Origin of the sequence: Streptomyces tuirus (genome assembly GCF_014701095.1) — a bacterium.
Lineage (GTDB): Bacteria > Actinomycetota > Actinomycetes > Streptomycetales > Streptomycetaceae > Streptomyces > Streptomyces tuirus.
The window spans coordinates 4692291-4713358 of record NZ_AP023439.1 but is presented as its reverse complement, the minus strand read 5'-3'; the positions used below and the strand labels follow the sequence as shown (position 1 = coordinate 4713358).

The 21068-nt window shown below is 71.4% G+C and carries 23 protein-coding genes; 12 read left to right on the top strand and 11 right to left on the bottom strand.

Going from position 1 to position 21068, the window contains the following annotated elements; genetic code table 11:
• Window positions 1-125: 125 nt before the first annotated feature.
• The 5 genes from sdhC (at window position 126) to IGS69_RS21785 (ending at window position 4318) form a co-directional block, all read left to right on the top strand.
• Window positions 126-506, top strand: coding sequence for a succinate dehydrogenase, cytochrome b556 subunit (gene sdhC / locus IGS69_RS21805; RefSeq protein WP_190902220.1), 381 nt, complete (start codon window positions 126-128; stop codon window positions 504-506).
• Window positions 507-511: 5 nt separating this feature from the next.
• On the top strand, window positions 512-991 hold the full coding sequence (locus IGS69_RS21800; protein ID WP_190902219.1) for a succinate dehydrogenase hydrophobic membrane anchor subunit: 480 nt from the start codon (window positions 512-514) through the stop codon (window positions 989-991).
• A gap of 19 nt (window positions 992-1010) precedes the next feature.
• Window positions 1011-2765, top strand: coding sequence for a succinate dehydrogenase flavoprotein subunit (gene sdhA / locus IGS69_RS21795; protein WP_190902218.1), 1755 nt, complete (start codon window positions 1011-1013; stop codon window positions 2763-2765).
• Window positions 2765-3544 (top strand): succinate dehydrogenase iron-sulfur subunit, encoded by a 780-nt coding sequence (locus tag IGS69_RS21790; protein ID WP_190902217.1) that lies wholly within the window; start codon window positions 2765-2767, stop codon window positions 3542-3544. The genes sdhA and IGS69_RS21790 overlap by 1 nt, the downstream gene beginning before the upstream one ends.
• A 153-nt stretch (window positions 3545-3697) precedes the next feature.
• On the top strand, window positions 3698-4318 hold the full coding sequence (locus IGS69_RS21785) for a Uma2 family endonuclease (protein WP_190902216.1): 621 nt from the start codon (window positions 3698-3700) through the stop codon (window positions 4316-4318).
• Between the two features lie 3 nt (window positions 4319-4321).
• Here IGS69_RS21785 and IGS69_RS21780 read toward each other — a convergent pair whose 3' ends face one another.
• Together IGS69_RS21780 and IGS69_RS21775 are read right to left on the bottom strand one after the other, a co-directional pair.
• The gene (locus IGS69_RS21780; RefSeq protein ID WP_190902215.1) at window positions 4322-6811 is read right to left on the bottom strand and encodes a DUF4132 domain-containing protein; all 2490 of its coding nucleotides are present in this window, start codon (window positions 6809-6811) and stop codon (window positions 4322-4324) included.
• On the bottom strand, window positions 6811-7203 hold the full coding sequence (locus tag IGS69_RS21775; protein ID WP_190902214.1) for a hypothetical protein: 393 nt from the start codon (window positions 7201-7203) through the stop codon (window positions 6811-6813). The genes IGS69_RS21780 and IGS69_RS21775 overlap by 1 nt, the downstream gene beginning before the upstream one ends.
• 121 nt (window positions 7204-7324) lie before the next feature.
• Between IGS69_RS21775 and IGS69_RS21770 the strand changes: the two genes are divergently transcribed.
• The 3 genes from IGS69_RS21770 (at window position 7325) to IGS69_RS21760 (ending at window position 9126) form a co-directional block, all read left to right on the top strand.
• Entirely contained in the window at window positions 7325-7732 is a 408-nt protein-coding gene (locus IGS69_RS21770) for a hypothetical protein (RefSeq protein WP_190902213.1), read from the top strand.
• Between the two features lie 120 nt (window positions 7733-7852).
• Window positions 7853-8347, top strand: coding sequence for a thiol-disulfide oxidoreductase DCC family protein (locus tag IGS69_RS21765; RefSeq protein WP_190904591.1), 495 nt, complete (start codon window positions 7853-7855; stop codon window positions 8345-8347).
• A 32-nt stretch (window positions 8348-8379) separates the two neighbouring features.
• Window positions 8380-9126 (top strand): TetR/AcrR family transcriptional regulator, encoded by a 747-nt coding sequence (locus IGS69_RS21760; RefSeq protein ID WP_190902212.1) that lies wholly within the window; start codon window positions 8380-8382, stop codon window positions 9124-9126.
• A 96-nt stretch (window positions 9127-9222) separates the two neighbouring features.
• Here the strand turns inward: IGS69_RS21760 and IGS69_RS21755 are convergent, their stop codons facing one another.
• Together IGS69_RS21755 and IGS69_RS21750 are read right to left on the bottom strand one after the other, a co-directional pair.
• Complete coding sequence (locus IGS69_RS21755) at window positions 9223-10764, bottom strand: metallophosphoesterase (protein ID WP_190902211.1); 1542 nt, start codon at window positions 10762-10764, stop codon at window positions 9223-9225.
• 23 nt (window positions 10765-10787) lie between these two features.
• A complete protein-coding gene (locus tag IGS69_RS21750; protein WP_190902210.1) occupies window positions 10788-11027 on the bottom strand; it encodes an SCO4848 family membrane protein in 240 nt (79 codons plus the stop codon).
• 172 nt (window positions 11028-11199) lie between these two features.
• On the opposite strand from IGS69_RS21750, the gene IGS69_RS21745 reads away from it, so the two are divergent.
• On the top strand, window positions 11200-12507 hold the full coding sequence (locus IGS69_RS21745; protein ID WP_232543607.1) for a D-alanyl-D-alanine carboxypeptidase family protein: 1308 nt from the start codon (window positions 11200-11202) through the stop codon (window positions 12505-12507).
• On the opposite strand, the gene IGS69_RS21740 is transcribed toward IGS69_RS21745, so the two are convergent.
• From IGS69_RS21740 to IGS69_RS21725, 4 genes are read right to left on the bottom strand one after another with little or no spacing between them, the layout of a single operon-like run.
• Window positions 12455-13372, bottom strand: a complete 918-nt coding sequence (locus IGS69_RS21740) for a YihY/virulence factor BrkB family protein (protein ID WP_190902208.1) — start codon at window positions 13370-13372, stop codon at window positions 12455-12457. The genes IGS69_RS21745 and IGS69_RS21740 overlap by 53 nt on opposite strands.
• Complete coding sequence (locus IGS69_RS21735; protein WP_190904590.1) at window positions 13360-13827, bottom strand: GtrA family protein; 468 nt, start codon at window positions 13825-13827, stop codon at window positions 13360-13362. The genes IGS69_RS21740 and IGS69_RS21735 overlap by 13 nt, the downstream gene beginning before the upstream one ends.
• A 20-nt stretch (window positions 13828-13847) precedes the next feature.
• The gene (locus tag IGS69_RS21730; RefSeq protein ID WP_190902207.1) at window positions 13848-14792 is read right to left on the bottom strand and encodes a decaprenyl-phosphate phosphoribosyltransferase; all 945 of its coding nucleotides are present in this window, start codon (window positions 14790-14792) and stop codon (window positions 13848-13850) included.
• On the bottom strand, window positions 14785-15306 hold the full coding sequence (locus IGS69_RS21725) for a phosphatase PAP2 family protein (protein WP_190902206.1): 522 nt from the start codon (window positions 15304-15306) through the stop codon (window positions 14785-14787). Before IGS69_RS21725 ends, IGS69_RS21730 begins: the two co-directional genes overlap by 8 nt.
• A gap of 133 nt (window positions 15307-15439) precedes the next feature.
• On the opposite strand from IGS69_RS21725, the gene IGS69_RS21720 reads away from it, so the two are divergent.
• Both IGS69_RS21720 and IGS69_RS21715 read left to right on the top strand, forming a co-directional pair.
• On the top strand, window positions 15440-16822 hold the full coding sequence (locus tag IGS69_RS21720; protein WP_190902205.1) for an FAD-binding oxidoreductase: 1383 nt from the start codon (window positions 15440-15442) through the stop codon (window positions 16820-16822).
• 22 nt (window positions 16823-16844) lie between these two features.
• Entirely contained in the window at window positions 16845-17600 is a 756-nt protein-coding gene (locus IGS69_RS21715; RefSeq protein WP_190902204.1) for a decaprenylphospho-beta-D-erythro-pentofuranosid-2-ulose 2-reductase, read from the top strand.
• A gap of 13 nt (window positions 17601-17613) precedes the next feature.
• On the opposite strand, the gene IGS69_RS21710 is transcribed toward IGS69_RS21715, so the two are convergent.
• Window positions 17614-18192: a 2'-5' RNA ligase family protein gene (locus IGS69_RS21710; RefSeq protein WP_190902203.1), complete on the bottom strand. Its 579-nt coding sequence runs from the start codon at window positions 18190-18192 to the stop codon at window positions 17614-17616.
• A gap of 140 nt (window positions 18193-18332) precedes the next feature.
• Window positions 18333-19346, bottom strand: coding sequence for a tryptophan--tRNA ligase (gene trpS / locus IGS69_RS21705; RefSeq protein WP_190902202.1), 1014 nt, complete (start codon window positions 19344-19346; stop codon window positions 18333-18335).
• A 124-nt stretch (window positions 19347-19470) separates the two neighbouring features.
• Here trpS and IGS69_RS34975 point away from each other — a divergent pair, with 124 nt between their 5' ends.
• Window positions 19471-19602, top strand: a complete 132-nt coding sequence (locus IGS69_RS34975) for a hypothetical protein (RefSeq protein WP_269783210.1) — start codon at window positions 19471-19473, stop codon at window positions 19600-19602.
• 12 nt (window positions 19603-19614) lie between these two features.
• Here IGS69_RS34975 and IGS69_RS21700 read toward each other — a convergent pair whose 3' ends face one another.
• Window positions 19615-21063, bottom strand: a complete 1449-nt coding sequence (locus tag IGS69_RS21700) for a glycine hydroxymethyltransferase (RefSeq protein WP_190902201.1) — start codon at window positions 21061-21063, stop codon at window positions 19615-19617.
• Window positions 21064-21068 lie beyond the last annotated feature (5 nt).

Below are 21068 nucleotides of genomic sequence, written 5' to 3'. Positions count from 1 at the left end.
ACCCCGGCGCAGCCCGGCCGCGACGCATCGCTACGATGCTGGGGGCCGGTGGACCGTACCCGGCCGGGCCCGACCGACACACCAAGCCGGCGCGGCCCCAATCCCCGCTCCCGGAGGAAACTTCCGTGCCGGCTGGAACGCTGTACCGCGGCCGGGAAGGAATGTGGTCCTGGGTGGCTCATCGAGTCACCGGCGTCCTCATCTTCTTCTTCCTGTTCGTTCACGTGCTGGACACCGCCCTCGTCCGTGTGTCCCCTGAGGCCTACGACAAGGTCGTGGCCACGTACAAGACGCCGATCGTCGCGCTGCTGGAGTACGGCCTCGTCGCCGCCATCCTCTTCCACGCGCTCAACGGCCTGCGCGTCATCGCTGTCGACTTCTGGACCAAGGGCCCCCGCTACCAGAAGCAGATGCTCTGGACCGTCGTCGCCCTGTGGGTCGTGCTGATGCTCGGGGCCATCTACCCCGTCCTCGGTCACGCCGCTCGTGAACTCTTCGGGAGCTGACGCACATGTCCACGACTGACAAGACCGCCGGCGTCGGCCCCGTCGAGGGCGGCGCCGTCTACACCGTCGACAACCCGGCGCCCTTCATCGAGGCCCCGCGCCGGCGCACCAAGAAGACCCCGAAGACCACCCGGGGCAACTTCGAGCTCGCCGCCTGGCTCTTCATGCGCCTGTCCGGCGTCGTGCTGGTCGTCCTGGTCCTCGGCCACCTGCTGATCCAGCTCGTGCTGGACGGCGGCGTCTCCAAGATCGGCTTCGCCTTCGTGGCGGGCCGCTGGGCGTCCCCGTTCTGGCAGGTCTGGGACCTGCTGATGCTGTGGCTCGCCATGCTGCACGGCGCCAACGGCCTGCGCACGGTCATCAACGACTACGCGGAGCGCGCGAACACCCGGCTGTGGCTGAAGGGCCTGCTCTACACCGCCACGGTGTTCACCATCCTGCTGGGCACGCTGGTGATCTTCACCTTCGACCCGAACATCCGCTAGGCACGGGGTTGCGAGAATCATGAAGATCCACAAGTACGACACCGTCATCGTCGGCGCCGGTGGCGCGGGCATGCGCGCGGCCATCGAGTCCACGAAGCGCAGCCGCACCGCCGTGCTGACCAAGCTGTACCCCACCCGCTCCCACACGGGCGCCGCGCAGGGCGGCATGGCCGCCGCGCTCGCCAACGTGGAGGAGGACAACTGGGAGTGGCACACCTTCGACACGGTCAAGGGCGGTGACTACCTGGTCGACCAGGACGCCGCCGAGATCCTGGCGAAGGAGGCCATCGACTCGGTCCTCGACCTGGAGAAGATGGGCCTGCCGTTCAACCGCACGCCGAACGGCACGATCGACCAGCGCCGCTTCGGCGGACACAGCCGCAACCACGGCGAGGCCCCGGTCCGCCGCTCCTGCTACGCGGCCGACCGCACCGGCCACATGATCCTCCAGACGCTGTACCAGAACTGCGTCAAGGAGGGCGTGGAGTTCTACAACGAGTTCTACGTCCTGGACCAGCTGATCACCGAGGTCGACGGCGTCAAGAAGTCGGCCGGTGTGGTGGCGTACGAGCTCGCCACCGGCGAGATCCACGTCTTCCAGGCGAAGTCCGTGGTCTACGCGTCCGGCGGCTGCGGCAAGTTCTTCAAGGTGACGTCGAACGCGCACACGCTGACCGGTGACGGCCAGGCGGCCGTCTACCGCCGCGGGCTGCCGCTGGAGGACATGGAGTTCTTCCAGTTCCACCCGACCGGCATCTGGCGCATGGGCATCCTGCTGACGGAGGGCGCCCGCGGTGAGGGCGGCATCCTCCGCAACAAGGACGGCGAGCGCTTCATGGAGAAGTACGCGCCGGTCATGAAGGACCTCGCGTCCCGTGACGTCGTCTCCCGCTCCATCTACACGGAGATCCGTGAGGGCCGCGGCTGCGGTCCCGAGGGCGACCACGTCTACCTCGACCTCACGCACCTCCCGCCGGAGCAGCTGGACGCCAAGCTCCCGGACATCACGGAGTTCGCGCGCACCTACCTCGGTATCGAGCCCTACACGGACCCGATCCCGATCCAGCCCACCGCGCACTACGCCATGGGCGGCATCCCGACCAACGTCGAGGGTGAGGTCCTGGCGGACAACACCACCGTCGTCCCGGGCCTGTACGCGGCCGGCGAGGTCGCCTGCGTCTCCGTGCACGGCGCCAACCGCCTCGGCACGAACTCGCTGCTGGACATCAACGTCTTCGGCAAGCGCGCGGGCATCGCCGCCGCCGAGTACGCGCAGAAGGCGGACTTCGTCGAGCTGCCGGAGAACCCGGCGGAGCTCGTGGTCGAGCAGGTGGAGCGGCTGCGTGACGCCACCGGCACCGAGCGGGTGGCGGAGCTGCGGCGCGAGCTGCAGGAGACCATGGACGCCAACGTCATGGTGTTCCGCACCGAGCAGACGATCAAGACGGCGGTCGAGAAGATCGCGGAGCTGCGCGAGCGCTACAAGAACGTCTCGATCCAGGACAAGGGCAAGCGGTTCAACACGGACCTGCTGGAGGCCGTCGAGCTGGGCAACCTGCTCGACCTCGCCGAGGTCATGGCGGTCTCCGCGCTCGCCCGCAAGGAGTCCCGCGGCGGTCACTACCGCGAGGACTACCCGAACCGCGACGACGTCAACTTCATGCGGCACACCATGGCGTACCGCGAGGTCGGCGCCGACGGCTCCGAAACCGTCCGTCTCGACTACAAGCCGGTCGTCCAGACCCGCTACCAGCCGATGGAGCGTAAGTACTGATGGCTACCCCTGTTCTGGACAAGGAAGACGCGGCCGGCAAGCCCGAGCCCGGTTTCGCCGACTCCCCCTACATCACGGTCACCTTCCGCATCCGCCGTTTCAACCCCGAGGTCGCGGCCGATGCGGTGTGGGAAGACTTCCAGGTGGAGATCGACCCCAAGGAGCGTGTCCTCGACGCCCTCCACAAGATCAAGTGGGAGCTCGACGGCACGCTGACGTTCCGCCGCTCCTGCGCGCACGGCATCTGCGGCTCCGACGCCATGCGGATCAACGGCAAGAACCGTCTCGCCTGCAAGACGCTGATCAAGGACATCAGCCCCGAGAAGCCGATCACGGTCGAGGCCATAAAGGGCCTCACGGTCCTGAAGGACCTCGTGGTCGACATGGAGCCGTTCTTCCAGGCGTACCGGGACGTCATGCCCTTCCTCATCACGAAGGACACGAACGAGCCCACGCGTGAGCGGCTGCAGTCCGCCGAGGACCGCGAGCGCTTCGACGACACGACGAAGTGCATCCTCTGCGCGGCCTGCACCACGTCGTGCCCGGTCTTCTGGAACGACGGCCAGTACTTCGGCCCGGCGGCCATCGTCAACGCGCACCGCTTCATCTTCGACTCGCGTGACGAGGCCGGTGAGCAGCGCCTGGAGATCCTCAACGACCGCGACGGCGTGTGGCGCTGCCGCACGACCTTCAACTGCACGGACGCGTGCCCGCGCGGCATCGAGGTCACGAAGGCGATCGCAGAGGTGAAGCGTGCGCTGATCACGCGCCGCTTCTGAGCTCGACCGCTTGCGCCTGAGGGCCCTGTTTCCGCTGGAGACGGGGTCCTCTGGCATATGCCTCACCATCGGGTGAACGAGTCCGGGACCGGACGCGCGGGGGGTGTCCGACCTACGATGATGCTCTCGACACCAGTTCCCAGGAGGCACCTGATGTCCGCAGCTTCCGTCGAGCAGCCCTTCCACGACGAAGAGCCGGTCACCCTGACGACCATCGCCGACGAGATCATGGAGCGCCATCCGGGCTACCGCGTCGAGATCATCGGAGGCCATCTCCTCGTGACCCCGTCCCCTGACGGCGCCCATGCTCGCGCGCTGACCAAGCTCATGCGTCCCTTCATGGCAGCCGACCTGGATGGAGGAGAAACCGAACTCCTTCAGGGCGTCGGTCTTTGGCTGCCCATGGAGCCGGAGGACTACGCCATCCCCGACCTTGCGGTCGTGGACGCCGATTTCGAGGACCACCACGTCGAGAACAACGCCTACGAACCGGTCTGCTTCCGCCTGGTGCTGGAGGTCACCTCCACAAACTGGAAGAACGACCTCAAGACCAAGGTCGCCGCCTACGCCGAGGCGAAGGTCCCTGTCTACGTCATCGTGGACCGCAAGCACCAACGCCTCCACGTCCTGACCGACCCGGTGGGAAGCGGCTACGAGAAGCACCGCCCCCACGCCCCCGGCGAGCTCGTCACCCTCCCCGACTCCATCGGCGCGAAGGTGACCCTCGACGTGGCCGAGATCCTCAAGGCCGGCCAGGCGAGGACGAGCGAGTGAGTCTCACAACTGGCTCAGGATCGAAGGGTCCGTGATCTTCGTGTCCGCTGCCAGCATCATCGCCTTGCTCAGGATGACCGCGAGCAGGCGGTCGCCCTCGTAGGGGAGGTAGCCCGTCCCGGGGGTCGCCGGGGTGGACTTGGGGACGATGCAGAGGTACTGGTCGTTCGGGGTCATGAGGATGTTGCCCGAGCCCAGGTGGATCTTGTAGGTGTGGCGGTCGCCGCGGACGTGGAGGAAGCGGCCCTCCAGGGTGCAGCGGTCGGCGATGGCCAGGCGGGGTATCAGGCGGGCGAGCAGGGTGCGGCGGGTCTCGGCGCTCGCGTTCAGTTCACCGAAGCCGTACGACGTCCAGTACTCGCGGAAGCGGCCGTCGGGGCCGCCGTCCTGCCAGGTCGGGTCGTTGCCGACGCTGGCCACCCCGACGAACAGGTCGACGTCGCGCAGGACTTCGGAGAGGACCAGGGGCGGGATGTCCGCGAGGGGGACCGGGGCGACGGGGGCCTGGCCGGGGCCGAGCCACATGGCGTATGCGCCGCCGGAGCAGTGCGCCGAGTTCTGCGGGGCGTCGATCGGGTAGAAGCGGACCTGGTCGGTGCGCAGGCGCAGATAGCTGCCGGACTCGGTGGTGTCGACGCCGTACTCCTCGCCGTCGCCCTCGATCCAGTACTCCGCGCGCAGGCCCCACTGCGGCAGCTCGCGGGTGGCGGGCGGGACGGAGTCGTCGACGCGCAGGCGCAGCTTGTTGTGCCAGCCGCGGATCGCGGCCAGGGAGTGGAACTGGTGCTGGCGCAGGATGTGGGCCGCGAAGCGGTTGGAGTAGGTGCCGGTGGCGCGCTCGGCGTCCGTGAGCAGGTAGATCTCGCGGTGGGCCTGTTTGAACGGCTGGGTGATGCCGTGCCGTTCCAGCCAGTCGCGCCAGGCGACGATCTCGGCGGGTTCGCGGCCGGCCGGGTGCCAGAGTTCGACCTGAGTGCCCTCCGACAGCGGTTCGTCGGCGAGGGTGCGCAGTGCGCCGTCGGCGTAGCCGGCCGTCCTGCCGTCGATCGTCCACAGCAGGCGTCGGGCCAGGGTGCCGACGAGCGGGTGGTCGAGGTAGCGCTCGCGCCAGGTGGCGTAGGGCCAGGTGCGGCGGGCCAGGAACTGCCGGTCCAGGCGCTCGCTCTGCGCCGAGAGCATCTTGTCGATGTCCTTGACCGCCGTCTTGAGGTCCTTCAGTTCGTCCGGGTGGTCGCGCTTCACGGCCACCGGCACGGCCTTGACCGGCTTGCCGGCGGCGTTGCGCCAGCTCAGCACGGTTCGCGAGCCGCGGACTTCGAGGAGTGCAGTCGCCTCGCCCAGGCGGTGTTCGGCGTGGCCGATGTCCGTCAGGCCGTAGGCCGGGACGGCCAGTTCCTCGATCTCCTCGCGGCTGAGGCCGAGGGCGGTGGCCCGGGCCTCCAGGGCCGTGTCGAGGAGCTTGGCCGTGTTCTTGTACGTCACGCGGGTGGCCAGCCGGGCGAGTTCGGCCAGGGCCGCCTCGGAGTCGACGCGGGCCAGCGCGATCACAGCGGCGTTGGCGACCTTCGGGTTGCGAGGGCCGGTGCCCGCGACCTTCTTCAGTGACGTCTCGACCAGGGCGCCCAGGGCCCGGGCCGTGCCGGCGTGGGGCGGCAGGAGGGAGAGGAGCCAGGCCAGGCCGCGCAGGGCCGTCGCGTTGTACGGGTCGTAGGCGTTGTTGATGTCCGGCTCCCACGCCCGGCGCTCCAGGGGGAGGGTGCGGGGGCGGCCGACGAGGGCGAGCCAGGACAGGACCGTGTCGCGGACGCGGTCGGTGCCGAGGGTGTCCAGCAGGGCGCGGGCCTGCTTGTCCCACTTGGCCGTGGGCTTCGAGGCGGTGGCGGTGAGGGCGTGGGCCAGCAGGGCCTGCCAGTCGGGGGTCGTGGCGTCGCTCAGGGCCTGTTCGGCCCATGCCTCGCCGACGTTGAGGACGGGATCGGTGAGCTGCCGGGTCAGCGCGACGAGTTCGTCCGAGCGGTGGGCGTCGAGGGCGGCACGGCGGACCACGGCCACGACGGGCGCCGGAAGGGGGCGGCCCGCGGCCAGTTCGGCGCGGCCCAGGACCTCGAAGCGGGCCGCGTACCAGAAGGACTGCCGGCGGGCGAGGTCATCCAGGGCCTTGCGGCGCTCGGCGGCCAGCGGGTCGTCGGTGAGGCGCTCCGCGCCGTCGAGGCCCTCGGCGACCAGGGTGCACAGGGCGAGATGGCGGCAGCGGGCCTCCGTGTCGTCACCGGCCTGGTGGAAGCGGTCGGCCAGGGCGTGCAGCAGCTGGCGGCGGTGCTCGGCCGACAGGGCCCTCAGCTGGTCCAGCGCCCGCTCCCAGCCTGCGCCCCAGGCCCCGCGGCTGGAGTCCATGACGCGCAGCGCCTCGTCGGCGACCCGGTCGATGTCGCCGTCGGCGATGCGGTTGCGCAGCCGGTCCGTGTGCGACCGGGGTGTGCGGAAGGAGTTCATCAGCCACCGACCAGGGGGACGAGCTTCAGGAAGGTGACCTCGGTGCCGAGCGTCAGCTCGATCTCCTCGTCCGGGTCGGTGACCTGACGGTCCCCCACCAGCACCAGGAAGCCGTTCCCCGCGAAGGCCTTCTCCGCGAGGACCGTCTGCGCCTCGGGGTCGATCCGGCGGGGTGTGCGCACCTGGTAGCCGTTCAGCACGCGCTCGGCGTCCTCCGGCCGCACGAGGCCCTGGAAGACCTCCGGCGTGCGGGCGTTGTACTCGGCGACCTCCTGGAACACCCGGCGCCGGATCAGTTCCCTTACGGTCAGCCGCTCTTCGGCGATCTCCAGCCCCCAGGCCGTGCGCCGCTCCCCCGCCGTCGTCTCGTCGACGAACGTCACGATTCCCATGCCGACGACAGTACGAGGCACCACTGACAATCCCCTCGGCGCCTTGTGTTGAACATGTTCAAAAGTAGGTCTACAGTCATCCCCGACAGCGTTTTGAACGTGTTCAAGAAGGGCTGGAGCCATGGACCGCACGGTCATCGCCTACGTCATCTACCTGCTGGTCAGCATCGGTCTGACCATCTGGGTGGCCCGCACGCTCAGCCGGAACGGCAGGGTCTTCCTCGCCGACGTGCTGCACGGCAACGAGAAGCTCGCCGACGCCGTCAACCACCTCCTGGTGGTCGGCTTCTACCTCGTCAACCTCGGGTTCGTCGCGCTGTACCTGAGCGACGACGAGACCATCACCGACGCCCGCGGCATCTTCGAGGGCCTGTCGACCAAGCTCGGCGTGGTGCTGCTGGTGCTCGGCGTGATGCACCTGGCCAACGTCTACGTGCTCAACCGGATCCGGCGCCGGGGCGCCATGGAACGGGAGCAGGTGCCCCCGGTGCCGCCGCAGGGCTGGGTGGCCCCGCAGGCGCAGGCCTGAGCGGAGGAGGCCGACGTGAACGCCACCGGCACGAACGCGACTGGTATGAACGCCATCGGCACGAGCCCGACCGGTATGAACGCGGCCGGTACGAACGCCAACGGCACGAACGCGGCCGGTATGAACGCACCCGCACCGGTCCGCCGGCTCACCGTCCTGTACGACGCCGAGTGCTCCCTGTGCGCGTTCCTGCGCGACTGGCTCCTGCGGCAGCCCCAGCTGGTGCCGCTGGAGCCGGTCCCGGCCGCCTCCGAGGAGGCCCGGCGGCGCTTTCCCGGACTCGACCACGGCGCCACCCTCGACGAGATCACCGTCGTCGGCGACGCCGGGCAGGTCTACCGGGGCCCGGCCGCCTGGGTGGTCACCCTGTGGGCACTGCGCCGACACCGGGCGCTCGCCCACCGGCTGAGCACCCCCTCCGGCGCCCTGCTGGCCAAGGGCGCGGTGCTCGCCGCCGCCCAGTGGCGCGGGGCGCGGGCGCACCGGGGGCAGCACGGCGGCGCGCAATGGGGCGGCCAGGTGTACCGGCGCGCGGACGGCTGGTCGTACGACCCCGTCACCGGCTGGAGCCACACCGCGCCCGGCTGCGCCGACGGCACCTGCGCCCCTCGGTAGCCGCACCCGTGCTGACGTTAGGCTCTCTTTCCGTGCCCGCGAAGAACGACGGCCCCGACGACGGCGCCACCCCCACCAAGTCCGAGCAGACCCGCGCCCTGATCCTGGAGACGGCCATGCGGCTGTTCCAGGAGCGCGGCTACGACAAGACGACGATGCGGGCCATCGCCAAGGAGGCAGGGGTCTCCGTCGGCAACGCGTACTACTACTTCGCGGGCAAGGAGCACCTGATCCAGGGCTTCTACGACCGGATCGCCGCCGAGCACCAGGTGGCGGTCCGGGAGATCCTGGACCGGGAGCACGACCTGGAGACCCGGCTCGCGGGCGTGCTGCGGGCCTGGCTGGACATCGCCGCGCCCTACCACGAGTTCGCGGTGCAGTTCTTCAAGAACGCCGCCGACCCGGACAGCCCGCTCAGCCCCTTCTCGCCGGAGTCGGAGCACGCGCGCGAGGAGGCCATCAGCGTCCACCGGGAGGTGCTCGCCGGGGCCACGAAGACCAAGGTGCCCGAGGAACTGCGGGACATCCTTCCCGAGTTGATGTGGCTGTCCCAGATGGGGCTGGTCCTGTACTGGATCTTCGACCGTACCGAAGGGCGCGAGCGCAGCTACCGGCTGGCCGAGCGCGGCGCCCGGCTCACCGCGCGGGGCGTCGCCCTGGCCCGCTTCCGGGTGCTGCGGCCGCTCGTGCGCGAGGTGCACGAGCTGTTCACGGAGTTCCTGCCGGGGATGACCAACGCCATCCCCGACCCGGCGGCCCGGCGGCGCTCCGACTCCTGAGTCGTCGGAGGTGGGTGAGGCTCCACAGACGGAACACACTCGTGCCCTCCGACTGGGTACTGCCGGCCGCCGACGTCCTCGGAGGCCGCCCGCCCGTCAGGCCTGCCTCGACGCCAGCTCGATGACGGTGATGTCCGAGGGTGCGCCCACGCGGGTGGGCGGGCCCCAGGCGCCGGCGCCGCGCGAGACGTAGAGCTGGGTGTCGCCGTAGCGGTCCAGGCCCGCGAGGGTGGGGTTGGCGCCGGAGGCGATGAGGTTGCCCGGCCAGAGCTGGCCGCCGTGGGTGTGGCCGGAGAGCTGGAGGTCGACGCCGTGCTCGACGGCGTCGTGGATCTGGACCGGCTGGTGGGCGAGCAGGACGCACGCGCGTGCGGTGTCGCGGTCGCCGAGCGCCTTCGCGAAGTCGGGGCCCTGGCCCTCGTTCTCGCCCGCGACGTCGTTGACCCCGGCCAGGTCGAAGTACGGCATCTCCCTGCGGGCGTTCTCCAGGGGGGTGATGCCCAGGCGGCGGACCTCCTCGACCCACTGCTCGGCGCCGGAGAAGTACTCGTGGTTGCCGGTGACGAAGTAGGAGCCGTGACGGGCCCTCAGCCGGGCGAGCGGGGCGGCCGCGGGGCCGAGGTCCTTCACGCTGCCGTCGACCAGGTCGCCGACGACCGCGATCAGGTCGGGCTGGGTCGCGTTGATCGTGTCGACGACCTTCTGCGCGAAGCCGCGTCCCAGGACCGGGCCGAGGTGCACGTCGCTGACCACGGCGATCCGGTACCCGTGCGCGGCGCGCGGCAGCTTGGCCAGCGGCACGGTGACCCGCTTGACCTTCGGCCCACGCAGCACGCCGTACGTCCCGTACCCCACGGTCCCCACAGCGGCCGCCGCGGCGGCCCCCGCGACGACCCGGGAGACGAAGAGACGACGGGTGGGACCGGCGGGGGCGACGGGGGCGGGGGCTCCATCGGCATCGCCGGTCGCGGGGACGGTCGCGGTCTCGGGCGCGGGGGCGGTGTCGGGGGCGGGCGCGGGGGCCACGCCGTTGCCGTTGGCCTGCGGCGCCGCGGTCTCGGCCGTGGGTGCCCCCGCAGCCCGGCCGGGCTGCGACGCGACTGCCGACGCCCCCGCCGCACAGTCGGGCTGCGACGCGGCTGGCGGCGTCGCTATGGCAGTGGTCGTTCCGCCGCCGGCCGCACGCGAGGCGGACGCGGGGGTGGTCGCACCGGGGCCGTTGCCCTGGGGGGCCGGCTCAGGGGAGCCGGGTGTCGTGGGCGGCGTGCCCGCGGAATCCGCCGGGGCGGGGCGCGTGGCCTCGTCCGTTCGTCTCGCGCGGTGTTCCAGGAAGCGGCGCAGGAGGGGCCGGACGATCTCGCCGGCCACCACCGCCAGCAGCAGGTATATCGACAGGGCCAGCCACAGGAAGCCCGGCCAGGCGAGGACCTGCTGGAGCCAGAAGGGCGCGCCGGAGCGCTCGGCGACCAGGGCCGCGACCGCCAGGACCCAGCCGCCGGCGATCAGGACCGCGCCCGCGCGGCGGACGAGGCCCGGGCCGCGGGTCGTGTCGCGGAACAGGCGGCGCCACACGTACCAGTTGGCCGTCACGACGACGGCCAGAACCAGTACGGCGACGAGTACGAAGACGATGACCACGGTGCCGTTTCTCCCGATCGCCGCTATGACGTCCGGCGCAGTGCGCGCAGACCACGCAACCCGATGGCCCCTACGACCGTCCCCAATACGAAGGAAACGACCGCGAGCAGCAGGTGCACCCAGAAGTAGGCCGTGGGATCACCGTCGTCGAAGGCGAGCCCGCTGCTGTCCTTGACGAGGTTTTTGACGAAAGTGATCCAGATGACCCAGCTCCACACCCCGAAGGCGAGCAGGAACCAGGAGACGGGGCGGCTGAGCTTCACAAAATCAGACCTTTCATCACAACGCCGGGCTCCCGGGGGCGGCCGGGGGTCCGGAGGTTGTCCCCCGGACGAGCACGGCATGAGTCCAGTATCGCCAGAGCGTGTCCGGTTCCGTTCACGGGGTGGGGCCGGAGGCGGGACTTCGCCCCGTACGGCATGTACGTTTCCGACCGTGCCCGCTCCGAAGAAGACCGCCAGGCGATCCCTGCTGGTCACCTCCGCCGTCCTGTCGTCCCTCGCCCTGGCCGCGCCCGCCGCCCTGGCCGCCCCGAAGCCCTCGGGCAGCCCCTCGGCGAGCGCGAGCCCCTCGGCCACTCCCCCGGCGTCGATGTCGAGCGTGGGCGGTGCCCGGCTCGGCAGGCCGGGGACGCAGGTGAACCTGGCGAGCGGCGTACCGGTGCTGCCGAAGGACGTGAGCGCCCGCTCCTGGATCGTCGCCGACGCCGAGTCCGGCGACGTGCTGGCCGCGCACAACGCGCACTGGCGCCTCGCCCCCGCGAGCACGCTGAAGATGCTGTTCGCGGACACGCTGCTGCCGAAGTTCCCGAGCGACACCGAGCACAAGGTCGTGCCCGCGGACCTGGCCGGCATCGGCACGGGCTCCAGCATGGTCGGAATAAAGGAGGAGGAGACGTACACGGTCCACGACCTGTGGCTGGGCGTCTTCCTGCGCTCCGGGAACGACGCCGTGCACGTGCTGTCCGCCATGAACGGGGGCGTCGAGAGCACCGTCAAGGAGATGAACGAGCACGCCGAGGAGCTCCAGGCCCTCGACACGCACGTCGTCAGCCCGGACGGCTACGACGCCGAGGGGCAGGTCTCCTCCGCGTACGACCTGACGCTGTTCGCCCGCTCCGGAATGCAGAAGAAGGACTTCCGCGAGTACGCCTCGACGGTCCGCGCCAAGTTCCCCGGGCAGACCAGGAAGGGCAAGAAGGGCAAGAAGGTCCGCGAGTCCTTCGAGATCCAGAACACCAACCGGCTGCTGGCCGGTGACGCGGACGTGCCCGTCTACGAGGGCATCGCGGGCGTCAAGAACGGCAACACCACCAACGCGGGCGCCACCTTCACCGGCGTCGCCGAGCGCGGCGGCAAGGTGCTGCTGGTGACGGTGATGAACCCGGGGAAGTCCGAGCACAACGAGGTCTACAAGGAGACGGCCCGGCTGTTCGACTGGGGCTTCAAGGCGGCCGGGAAGGTGCGGCCGGTGGGCGAGCTGGTGCCGCCCAAGGGCGCGGCCCAGGCGAAGCCCGGTGCGAACCCCTCCGGTGAGGCGGGCGGCTCCGGGGACGGCGGCGGCGGCACGGCCGGGACCGGTTCGAAGCCGGTGGCCGGCGCCCCGGCCACGGGCAGCTCCAGCGGCATCGGGACCGCACTCGGCATCACGGGCGGGGTGCTGGTGCTGCTGGCGGGCGGGGCGTTCCTGGTCAACCGCCGTTGGCCGCTGCCGGATCTCGTGCGCCGCCGCACTCGTCCCTGATCTCCGGAACCTCGTCCTCCTTGCTCTGCGTCGCCGTCCAGGCGGCGCAGAACAGCACCAGCTTCGAGGTGAAGTTGATCCACAGCAGCAGCGCGACGGGCACCCCGAACGCGCCGTACATGCTCTTCGCGGCCACGCCCTGCAGATAGCCGCTGAGCAGCAGCTTCAGCAGTTCGAAGCCGATCGCGCCGGTCAGCGCCGCGACGAACAGGCGGTGGCGCGTCGGCTCGACGCCGGGCAGCAGGGTGAGGACGTAGAGCAGGAGCAGGAAGTTCGCGAGGACGGCGATCAGGAACGCGGCCATGTGCAGCAGGACCCCGCCCCAGCCGCCCTCGTCGATGCCGAGCTGCCGGGTGACCCAGCCGATCATCGCGGAGGCGACGGCGGAGGCGGCGATGGTGACGAGGAGCGCGCCGCCGAGGCCGACCAGGACGCCGGCGTCCTTGGCGTAGCGCAGGAGCGGGTTCTCCTCCTCGTCGGGCAGCTCCCACACGGCGCGCAGGCACTCGCGCATCGAGCCGGCCCAGCTGATGCCGGTGAAGAGCAGCAGCCCGCCCGCGATGAGGCCGATCGTGCCGGCGTTGTCCACCAGGCCGGCGATGTCCAGCTGGTCGGAGATGCCGGGGACCTGCTCGGCGAGCTTGTCCTGCAGCTTGTGCTCCTGCTCCGTGCTGAGCGTGGCGGCGGCGATGGTGGCGGACACCGTCAGCAGCGGGAACAGCGCGACGAAGCTCCGGAAGGTCATCGCGGCGGCCAGCCGGGGCCACTTCACGCGGTCGAGCCGCTCGTACGACCGCCACGCGTGGGTGATCATCAGCCGCTCCGACCACGGCCCGATCACCGGGAGCTTTTTCAGCCAGTCCATGATCCGACTCTGCCCTCCGCCCGGAACACCCATGTACGGGTACCCCAGAACCGAAGGACTGTGGCCAGCGCCATACCGATGACCGCCCCGGAGACGGTGTCCGCGCGCTGCGAGGTGAGGCCGAGGCCGTAGTGGCTGAACGCCAGGCAGAGCAGTTGTACGGCGGCCCCGGCGAGGTTCACCGCGAAGAACGCGGCGTAGGGGCGCAGGCCCCGTGCGCGCGTGGTCCGGTAGGGGCCGAGGGCGTTGCCCGCGTAGGCGACCGTGCAGGCGGCCAGGAACGACAGGGACTTGGCGGTGAGCGGGTCGAGTCCGGCGGGGCCGCGCAGGACGGTGAACAGGGCCAGGTCGACGGCGTAGGCGAGCAGCCCGGCGGTGGCGAAGCCGATCAGTTCCCGGCGGCACGGGACGCCGGGGCGCGAACGGGCCGGCGCCGCCCGCGGGACCGGCCGCAGGCCGCGCCAGGCGCGCGTGGTCACCAATTCGCCACGGCCAGGCCGTACATCGTCATCCAGGCCACGCCGATGAGCGCGAGGGCGCGGTCGCGCAGGACGACGTCCTCGGGTTCGCCGGCCGTGCCGCGGTCGGCGAAGACGGCGTATCGGAGGATCGCCAGGATGAAGGCCACCATGGACAGTTGGCGCCAGGGCAGCACGCTGGTGTGCGGGACGCCGCCCTCCTCCATGGCCCACAGGCAGTAGCCGAGGACGGCGACACCGGCCGCGAGCTGCCAGACGAAGCGAAGGTAGCCGGTGGTGTACTCGGTGAGCAACGCCCGTGTGGCGCCCGCCTTTCCGGCCATCTGGACGGCTTCCGAGTAGCGCTTGGCCGACACCATGAACAGCGCGCCGAAGCCGGTGGTGATCAGGAACCAGCGGGACAGCGGGATGCCGAGGGCGAGTCCGCCGATCATGGCCCGCATCAGGAAGCCGGTGGTGACGACCGCGAGGTCGACGACGAGGACGTGCTTGAGGCTGATGCAGTAGGCCAGTTGCATGGCGAGGTAGGCGGTCAGCAGGGCGGCGACGGCGGGCCCGCACAGCCAGGCCGCGGCGGCGGGCGCGAGGACGCCGAGGCAGCCGCCGGCGGCGTAGGCGACGGGTACGGGGACCTGTCCGGCGGCGACGGGGCGGTGCCGTTTGACGGGGTGGGCGCGGTCGGCGTCGGCGTCGCGGGCGTCGTTGACGAGGTAGACGGCGGCGGCGCAGGCGGTGAAGAGGACGAAGACCAGGGCGAGTTGGACGAGGGCGTGCCGGGAGAACAGCTCGCCGGCGGCGGCCGGGGCGGCGACGACGAGGACGTTCTTGACCCACTGCTTGGGGCGCGCGGTCCTGAGGAGACCGGCCGGGAGACCCCCCTTGCGGGGTGGGGCGGGCCGCTCCTCGTGGGTGCGCTGCCGCAGGACGGCCGTCTCAGTCATGGTGGACGCCTCCCCGCATCCAGCGGGCGCCGAGCCGGGCCGTGAGGGCGCCGAGGGCCGCGCCGGCGGCGATGTCCGTGGGGAAGTGGACGCCGGCGACCAGGCGTGAGACGCACACCAGGCCGGCGAGCGGCGGGACCGCGTGGGCGCCCAGGGCGCCGAAGGCGACGGCGGCGGCCGCGGCGGAGGTGGCGTGGGAGCTGGGGAAGGAGTGCCGGCCGGCGGTGCGCACCAGGGGTACGACGTGCGCCGGGCGTGGCCGGCGCACGACCCGCTTCACCCCCATGCTGACCAGGTGCGCCCCCGCGGTCAGCGCGGTGCCGCGCAGCCAGGCGCCGCGCCGTCCGCCGTCGACGGCGGCTCCGGCGAGCCCCGCCGCCAGCCACAGGGCCGCGTGCTCCCCCGCCCAGGACAGGGCACGCGCGGCGCCGGCCACGCGCGGGTCGGTGCCGCACTCCCTGAGCGCCGAAACGATCCGGTGGTCCATGTCGTGCAGGTCGTCGAGGTCGTCCATGTGGACTCACTGTTCACGCCCATCAGGCCTGAACTCCGGCAATATTGAGCGACATCCCATTAATCACCCATTTCGGGGAGGGATGCCATGTTCCCGAACTGATCGGCCAGACCAGGGCGATACGGTCACGGACATGTCTGCCGACACCGATTCCGACCCGGACGTCATGGGCCTGGACCACACCACTGTCACGGGCTGGGGCCGCACCGCCCCCACCGCCGCCCGGCTGATCCGCCCCCGGTCGTACGAGGAGGCCGCGGCAGCCGTCCGGGACTGCGGAGCCCGCGGCGGGATCCCCCGGGGCCTGGGGCGGGCGTACGGGGACGCGGCGCAGAACGCGGGCGGGTCCGTGCTCGACATGACGGCCCTGGACCGGGTGCACGCGATCGACGCCGACGGCGGGACCGTGCTGTGCGACGCGGGCGTCTCCCTGCACCGGCTGATGGAGGTGCTGCTGCCGCTCGGCTGGTTCGTGCCGGTCACGCCGGGCACGCGCTACGTGACCGTCGGCGGGGCGATCGGCGCCGACATCCACGGCAAGAACCACCACGTCTCGGGCTCCTTCGCGCGGCACGTCCTCGCCCTCGAACTCCTTACCGCCGACGGGGAGATCCGCACGGTGATCCCCGGCACGCCGCTCTTCGACGCGACCGCCGGCGGCATGGGCCTCACCGGTGTGATCCTCACCGCCACGATCCGGCTCCAGCCGGTCGAGACCTCGCTGATGTCGGTCGACACCGAGCGGGCGACGGACCTCGACGACCTGATGGCCCGGCTCGCCGCCACCGACCACCGCTACCGCTACTCGGTCGCCTGGATCGACCTGCTGGCCCGCGGGGCCGCCACCGGCCGCGCCGTCCTCACCCGCGGCGACCACGCCCCGCTGGACGCGCTCCCCGCACGCCTGCGCCGGGACCCGCTGGCCTTCCGCACCCCGCGCCTGCCGGCCACCCCCGAGATCCTCCCCGAGGGCCTGCTCAGCCGGACGACCGTGGGCCTGTTCAACGAGCTCTGGTACCGCAAGGCCCCCCGTGCCCGGACGGGCCGGCTCCAGCGGATCTCCCCGTTCTTCCACCCCCTGGACGGCGTGCCGCACTGGAACCGCGTCTACGGCCGCGGCGGCTTCGTGCAGTACCAGTTCGTCGTCGGCTACGGCCGCGAGGACGCCCTGCGCCGCATCGTGCGCCGCATCTCCGAACGCCGCTGCCCGTCCTTCCTGGCCGTCCTCAAGCGCTTCGGGGAGTCCGACCCGGGGTGGCTGTCCTTCCCCGTGCCGGGCTGGACGCTGGCGCTGGACATCCCGGCGGGCCTGCCCGGCCTCGGCGCGTTCCTCGACGAACTCGACGAGGAGATCGCCGCCGCGGGCGGACGCGTCTACCTCGCCAAGGACGCCCGGCTGCGCCCGGAGCTGCTCGCGGCCATGTACCCGCGCCTCGACGACTTCCGCGAACTGCGCGCCCGACTGGACCCGCGCGGGGTGTTCGTGTCCGACCTGGCCCGCCGCCTCAGTCTCTGAGCAACCCCTAGGAGCTGCTGTCATGAAGGACGCCTTCGGCCTCCCCCAGTCCCTGCTCGTCCTCGGCGGTACGTCCGAGATCGCGCTGGCGACCGCCCGCCGGCTGATCGCCCGCCGCACCCGCACCGTCTGGCTGGCGGGCCGCCCCTCCCCCGCGCTGGAGGAGGCCGCCGGGCAGCTGCGCGGGCTCGGGGCCGACGTGCACACCGTCGCCTTCGACGCACTCGACCCGGCCTCCCACGAGGCCGTGCTCGGCAAGGTCTTCGCCGAGGGCGACGTCGACATGGTGCTGCTCGCCTTCGGGCTGCTCGGCGACCAGGCCCGCGACGAGCGGGAGCCGGAGGCGGCGGTGCGGGTCGCACAGACCAACTACACCGGCGCGGTTTCGGCAGGGCTGGTGTGCGCCCGCTCGCTCCAGTCCCAGGGGCACGGCTCGCTGGTCGTGATGTCCTCCGTCGCGGGCGAGCGGGCCCGCCGCGCGAACTTCATCTACGGCTCCAGCAAGGCCGGTCTCGACGCCTTCGCGCAGGGCCTGGGCGACGCGCTGCACGGCACGGGCGTGCACGTCATGATCGTCCGCCCCGGCTTCGTCCGGACGCGGATGACCGCCGGTCTGCCCGAGGCGCCGCTCGCGACCACGCCCGAAGCGGTCGCGACGGCCGTGGAGCTGGGGCTGCGGCGCCGCACGGAGACGGTGTGGGTGCCGGGGACGCTGCGCGTGGTGATGGCGGCGCTGCGGCACCTGCCGCGCGCGGTGTTCCGGCGGCTGCCGGTCTGACCCGGCGAGCGGGTCAGCGGATGGGGACGGAGCCGCGCTCCATCCGCCCGGCCTGCGGGGGCACCACCGAGCCGCCGAAGGGGAACTCGCGGAGCTTGCGCCAGACGCCGTCGGCGCCCTGCTCGTAGAGGGCGAAGCCGGTGCAGGGCCACTCGGCCTCGTAGCCGGCGAGTTCCTCGAAGGCGCGGTCCATGGCCGCCTCGTCGATGCCGTGCGCCACCGTGACGTGCGGGTGGTAGGGGAACTGCAGTTCGCGGGGGGCCGGTCCGGCGGGGTCTCGGACCTGCTGCTGGAGCAGCGTGCAGGCCTCCGCGCCCTCGACGACCCGGACGAACACCACCGGCGACACGGGCCGGAAGGTGCCGGTGCCGGACAGCCGCATGGGGAACGCGCGGCCGGCCGCGGCGACCTCGGCCAGATGCGCCTCGACGGCCGGCACGGAAGCCTCGTCGACCTCGGTCGGCGGCAGCAGGGTGACGTGCGTGGGGATGCCGTGAGCAGCGGCGTCGCCGAAGCCCGCGCGCAGCTGCTGGAGCTCGCTGCCGTGAGGCTCCGGGACCGCGATCGAGACACCGATCGTTACGGTCCCCACGTCGTCTCCTGTCATGTCAGTGTGGCCGCTGATACGACCACCCGGTTATCGACTGTACGGCCACGACCGGGTTACGGGCAGGCGCAACCGGAGTGATGTACAGCGCTGTTCGGTGGTACGGCTGTGCGCGGGGGTGGCGTTCAGTGCTTGGCGGGCAGGAAGCCGACCTTGTCGTAGGCCTGCGCGAGGGTCTCCGCGGCGACCGCGCGGGCCTTCTCGGCGCCCTTGGCGAGGACCGAGTCGAGCGTCTCGGGGTCGTCCAGGTACTGCTGGGTGCGCTCCCGGAACGGCGTCACGAAGTCGACCATGACCTCGGCGAGGTCCGTCTTGAGCGCGCCGTACATCTTGCCGGTGTACTTCTCCTCCAGCTCGCCGATGCTCTCGCCGGTGAGGGTCGAGTAGATCGTCAGGAGGTTGCTGACGCCCGGCTTGTTCTCGGCGTCGTAGCGGATCACCGTGTCGGTGTCGGTGACGGCGCTCTTGACCTTCTTGGCCGTGGCCTTGGGCTCGTCGAGGAGGTTGATCAGGCCCTTCGGCGTGGAGGCCGACTTGCTCATCTTGATCGACGGGTCCTGGAGGTCGTAGATCTTCGCCGTCTCCTTGAGGATGTACGGCTTGGGGAGGGTGAAGGTCTCGCCGAAGCGGCCGTTGAAGCGCGCGGCGAGGTCACGGGTGAGCTCGATGTGCTGGCGCTGGTCCTCGCCGACCGGTACCTCGTTGGCCTGGTAGAGCAGGATGTCCGCGACCTGGAGGATCGGGTACGTGAACAGGCCGACCGAGGCGCGCTCGGCGCCCTGCTTGGCGGACTTGTCCTTGAACTGGGTCATCCGGCCGGCCTCGCCGAAGCCGGTGAGGCAGTTCATGATCCAGGCGAGCTGGGTGTGCTCGGGGACGTGGCTCTGCACGAAGAGCGTGCAGCGGTCCGGGTCGAGACCCGCCGCGAGGAGCTGGGCCGCGGCCAGGCGCGTGTTCGCGCGCAGGTCCGCCGGGTCTTGCGGGACGGTGATCGCGTGCAGGTCGACGACCATGTAGAACGCGTCGTGAGTCTCCTGCAGGGCCACCCACTGGCGGACGGCGCCGAGGTAGTTGCCGAGGTGGAACGAGCCGGCGGTGGGCTGGATCCCGGAGAGCACGCGAGGTCGGTCAGAGGCCATGCTCACCATTCTCTCAGGTCCCGGGGGCCGATCCGGAACCGGCCGGAAACAGACGGGCCCCGTTCGGCCCCGGGGGTGTAACAGGGGCGGGGCGGCGTCGGGGGCGGGTGACGTCCGGTGGGCGGTGACGGCGGGGCGCTGGGGGCTCGCCGCCGGGGCGGGCGGCACGGTGCTGGTACGCCGCGCGGCGGCCCGGCGGGAAGCCGGACCGCCGCGGGAGGAGCCGCGTCAGGTGCTGGTCGACCTGGACGAGTGACAGACGCGGGCGTCAGCCCAGGTCGATCTCCGGGTAGAGCGGGAAGCCGGCCACGAGGTCGGTGGCGCGCTGGGAGATCTCGTCCGCCACCTTCGCGTCGAGGACGTGGGACGCCTTGGAGGGGGCGCCCGACTTGGTCGTGCCCGGCTCCGTGGTGGTGAGGACGCGGTCGATGAGGCCGGCGACCTCGTCCATCTCGGCGGTGCCCAGGCCACGGGTGGTCAGGGCGGGGGTGCCGATGCGGATGCCGGAGGTGTACCAGGCGCCGTTAGGGTCGGCGGGGATGGCGTTGCGGTTGGTGACGATGCCCGAGTCGAGCAGGGCGGCCTCGGCCTGGCGGCCGGTGAGGCCGTAGGAGGAGGCGACGTCGATCAGGTTGAGGTGGTTGTCCGTGCCGCCCGTGACCAGGGTCGCGCCCCGGCGCATCAGGCCCTCGGCCAGCGCGCGGGAGTTGTCGACGATGCGCTGGGCGTAGTCGCGGAAGGACTCCTGGCGGGCCTCGGCGAGGGCCACGGCCTTGGCGGCCATGACGTGCGGGAGCGGGCCGCCGAGGACCATCGGGCAGCCGCGGTCGACCTGGTCCTTGAGGGAGTCGTCGCACAGGACCATGCCGCCGCGGGGGCCGCGCAGCGACTTGTGGGTGGTGGTCGTGACGATCTGGGCGTGCGGGACCGGGTCGAAGTCGCCGGTGAGGACCTTGCCCGCGACCAGGCCGGCGAAGTGCGCCATGTCGACCATGAGCGTCGCGCCGACCTCGTCGGCGATCTCGCGCATGATCCGGAAGTTCACCAGACGGGGGTAGGCGGAGTAGCCCGCGACGATGATCAGCGGCTTGAAGTCGCGGGCGGAGGTGCGCAGCGCCTCGTAGTCGATGAGGCCCGTGGCCGGGTCCGTGCCGTAGGAGCGCTGGTCGAACATCTTGCCGGAGATGTTCGGGCGGAAGCCGTGGGTGAGGTGGCCGCCGGCGTCCAGGGACATGCCGAGCATGCGCTGGTTGCCGAAGGCGCGGCGCAGTTCGGCCCAGTCGGCCTCGGAGAGGTCGTTGACCTGGCGGGCGCCGGCCTTCTCCAGGGCGGGGACCTCGACGCGCTGGGCGAGGACCGACCAGAAGGCGACGAGGTTGGCGTCGATGCCGGAGTGCGGCTGGACGTAGGCGTGGCGGGCCCCGAACAGCTCCTTGGCGTGCTCGGCGGCGAGGGACTCGACGGTGTCGACGTTGCGGCAGCCGGCGTAGAAGCGGCGGCCGATGGTGCCCTCGGCGTACTTGTCGCTGAACCAGTTGCCCATGGTCAGGAGCGTGGCCGGGGAGGCGTAGTTCTCGGAGGCGATCAGCTTGAGCATCTCGCGCTGGTCGGCGACCTCCTGGCCGATGGCGTCCGCCACGCGGGGTTCGACGGCGCGGATCACGTCGAGGGCGGCGCGGTAGGCGGTGGATTCGGGGGACAGGGGCTCGGCTGACATGTGTG

Bases quoted from the DNA above. Each gene is read 5' to 3' on its own strand.
- IGS69_RS21800 (WP_190902219.1), top strand. From the start codon at position 512: ATGTCCACGACTGACAAGACCGCCGGCGTCGGCCCCGTCGAGGGCGGC.
- sdhA (WP_190902218.1), top strand. From the start codon at position 1,011: ATGAAGATCCACAAGTACGACACCGTCATCGTCGGCGCCGGTGGCGCG.
- IGS69_RS21790 (WP_190902217.1), top strand. From the start codon at position 2,765: ATGGCTACCCCTGTTCTGGACAAGGAAGACGCGGCCGGCAAGCCCGAG.
- IGS69_RS21785 (WP_190902216.1), top strand. From the start codon at position 3,698: ATGTCCGCAGCTTCCGTCGAGCAGCCCTTCCACGACGAAGAGCCGGTC.
- IGS69_RS21780 (WP_190902215.1), bottom strand. From the start codon at position 6,811: ATGAACTCCTTCCGCACACCCCGGTCGCACACGGACCGGCTGCGCAAC.
- IGS69_RS21775 (WP_190902214.1), bottom strand. From the start codon at position 7,203: ATGGGAATCGTGACGTTCGTCGACGAGACGACGGCGGGGGAGCGGCGC.
- IGS69_RS21770 (WP_190902213.1), top strand. From the start codon at position 7,325: ATGGACCGCACGGTCATCGCCTACGTCATCTACCTGCTGGTCAGCATC.
- IGS69_RS21765 (WP_190904591.1), top strand. From the start codon at position 7,853: ATGAACGCACCCGCACCGGTCCGCCGGCTCACCGTCCTGTACGACGCC.
- IGS69_RS21740 (WP_190902208.1), bottom strand. From the start codon at position 13,372: ATGGACTGGCTGAAAAAGCTCCCGGTGATCGGGCCGTGGTCGGAGCGG.
- IGS69_RS21730 (WP_190902207.1), bottom strand. From the start codon at position 14,792: ATGACTGAGACGGCCGTCCTGCGGCAGCGCACCCACGAGGAGCGGCCC.
- IGS69_RS21725 (WP_190902206.1), bottom strand. From the start codon at position 15,306: ATGGACGACCTCGACGACCTGCACGACATGGACCACCGGATCGTTTCG.
- IGS69_RS21720 (WP_190902205.1), top strand. From the start codon at position 15,440: ATGTCTGCCGACACCGATTCCGACCCGGACGTCATGGGCCTGGACCAC.
- IGS69_RS21715 (WP_190902204.1), top strand. From the start codon at position 16,845: ATGAAGGACGCCTTCGGCCTCCCCCAGTCCCTGCTCGTCCTCGGCGGT.
- trpS (WP_190902202.1), bottom strand. From the start codon at position 19,346: ATGGCCTCTGACCGACCTCGCGTGCTCTCCGGGATCCAGCCCACCGCC.
- IGS69_RS21700 (WP_190902201.1), bottom strand. From the start codon at position 21,063: ATGTCAGCCGAGCCCCTGTCCCCCGAATCCACCGCCTACCGCGCCGCC.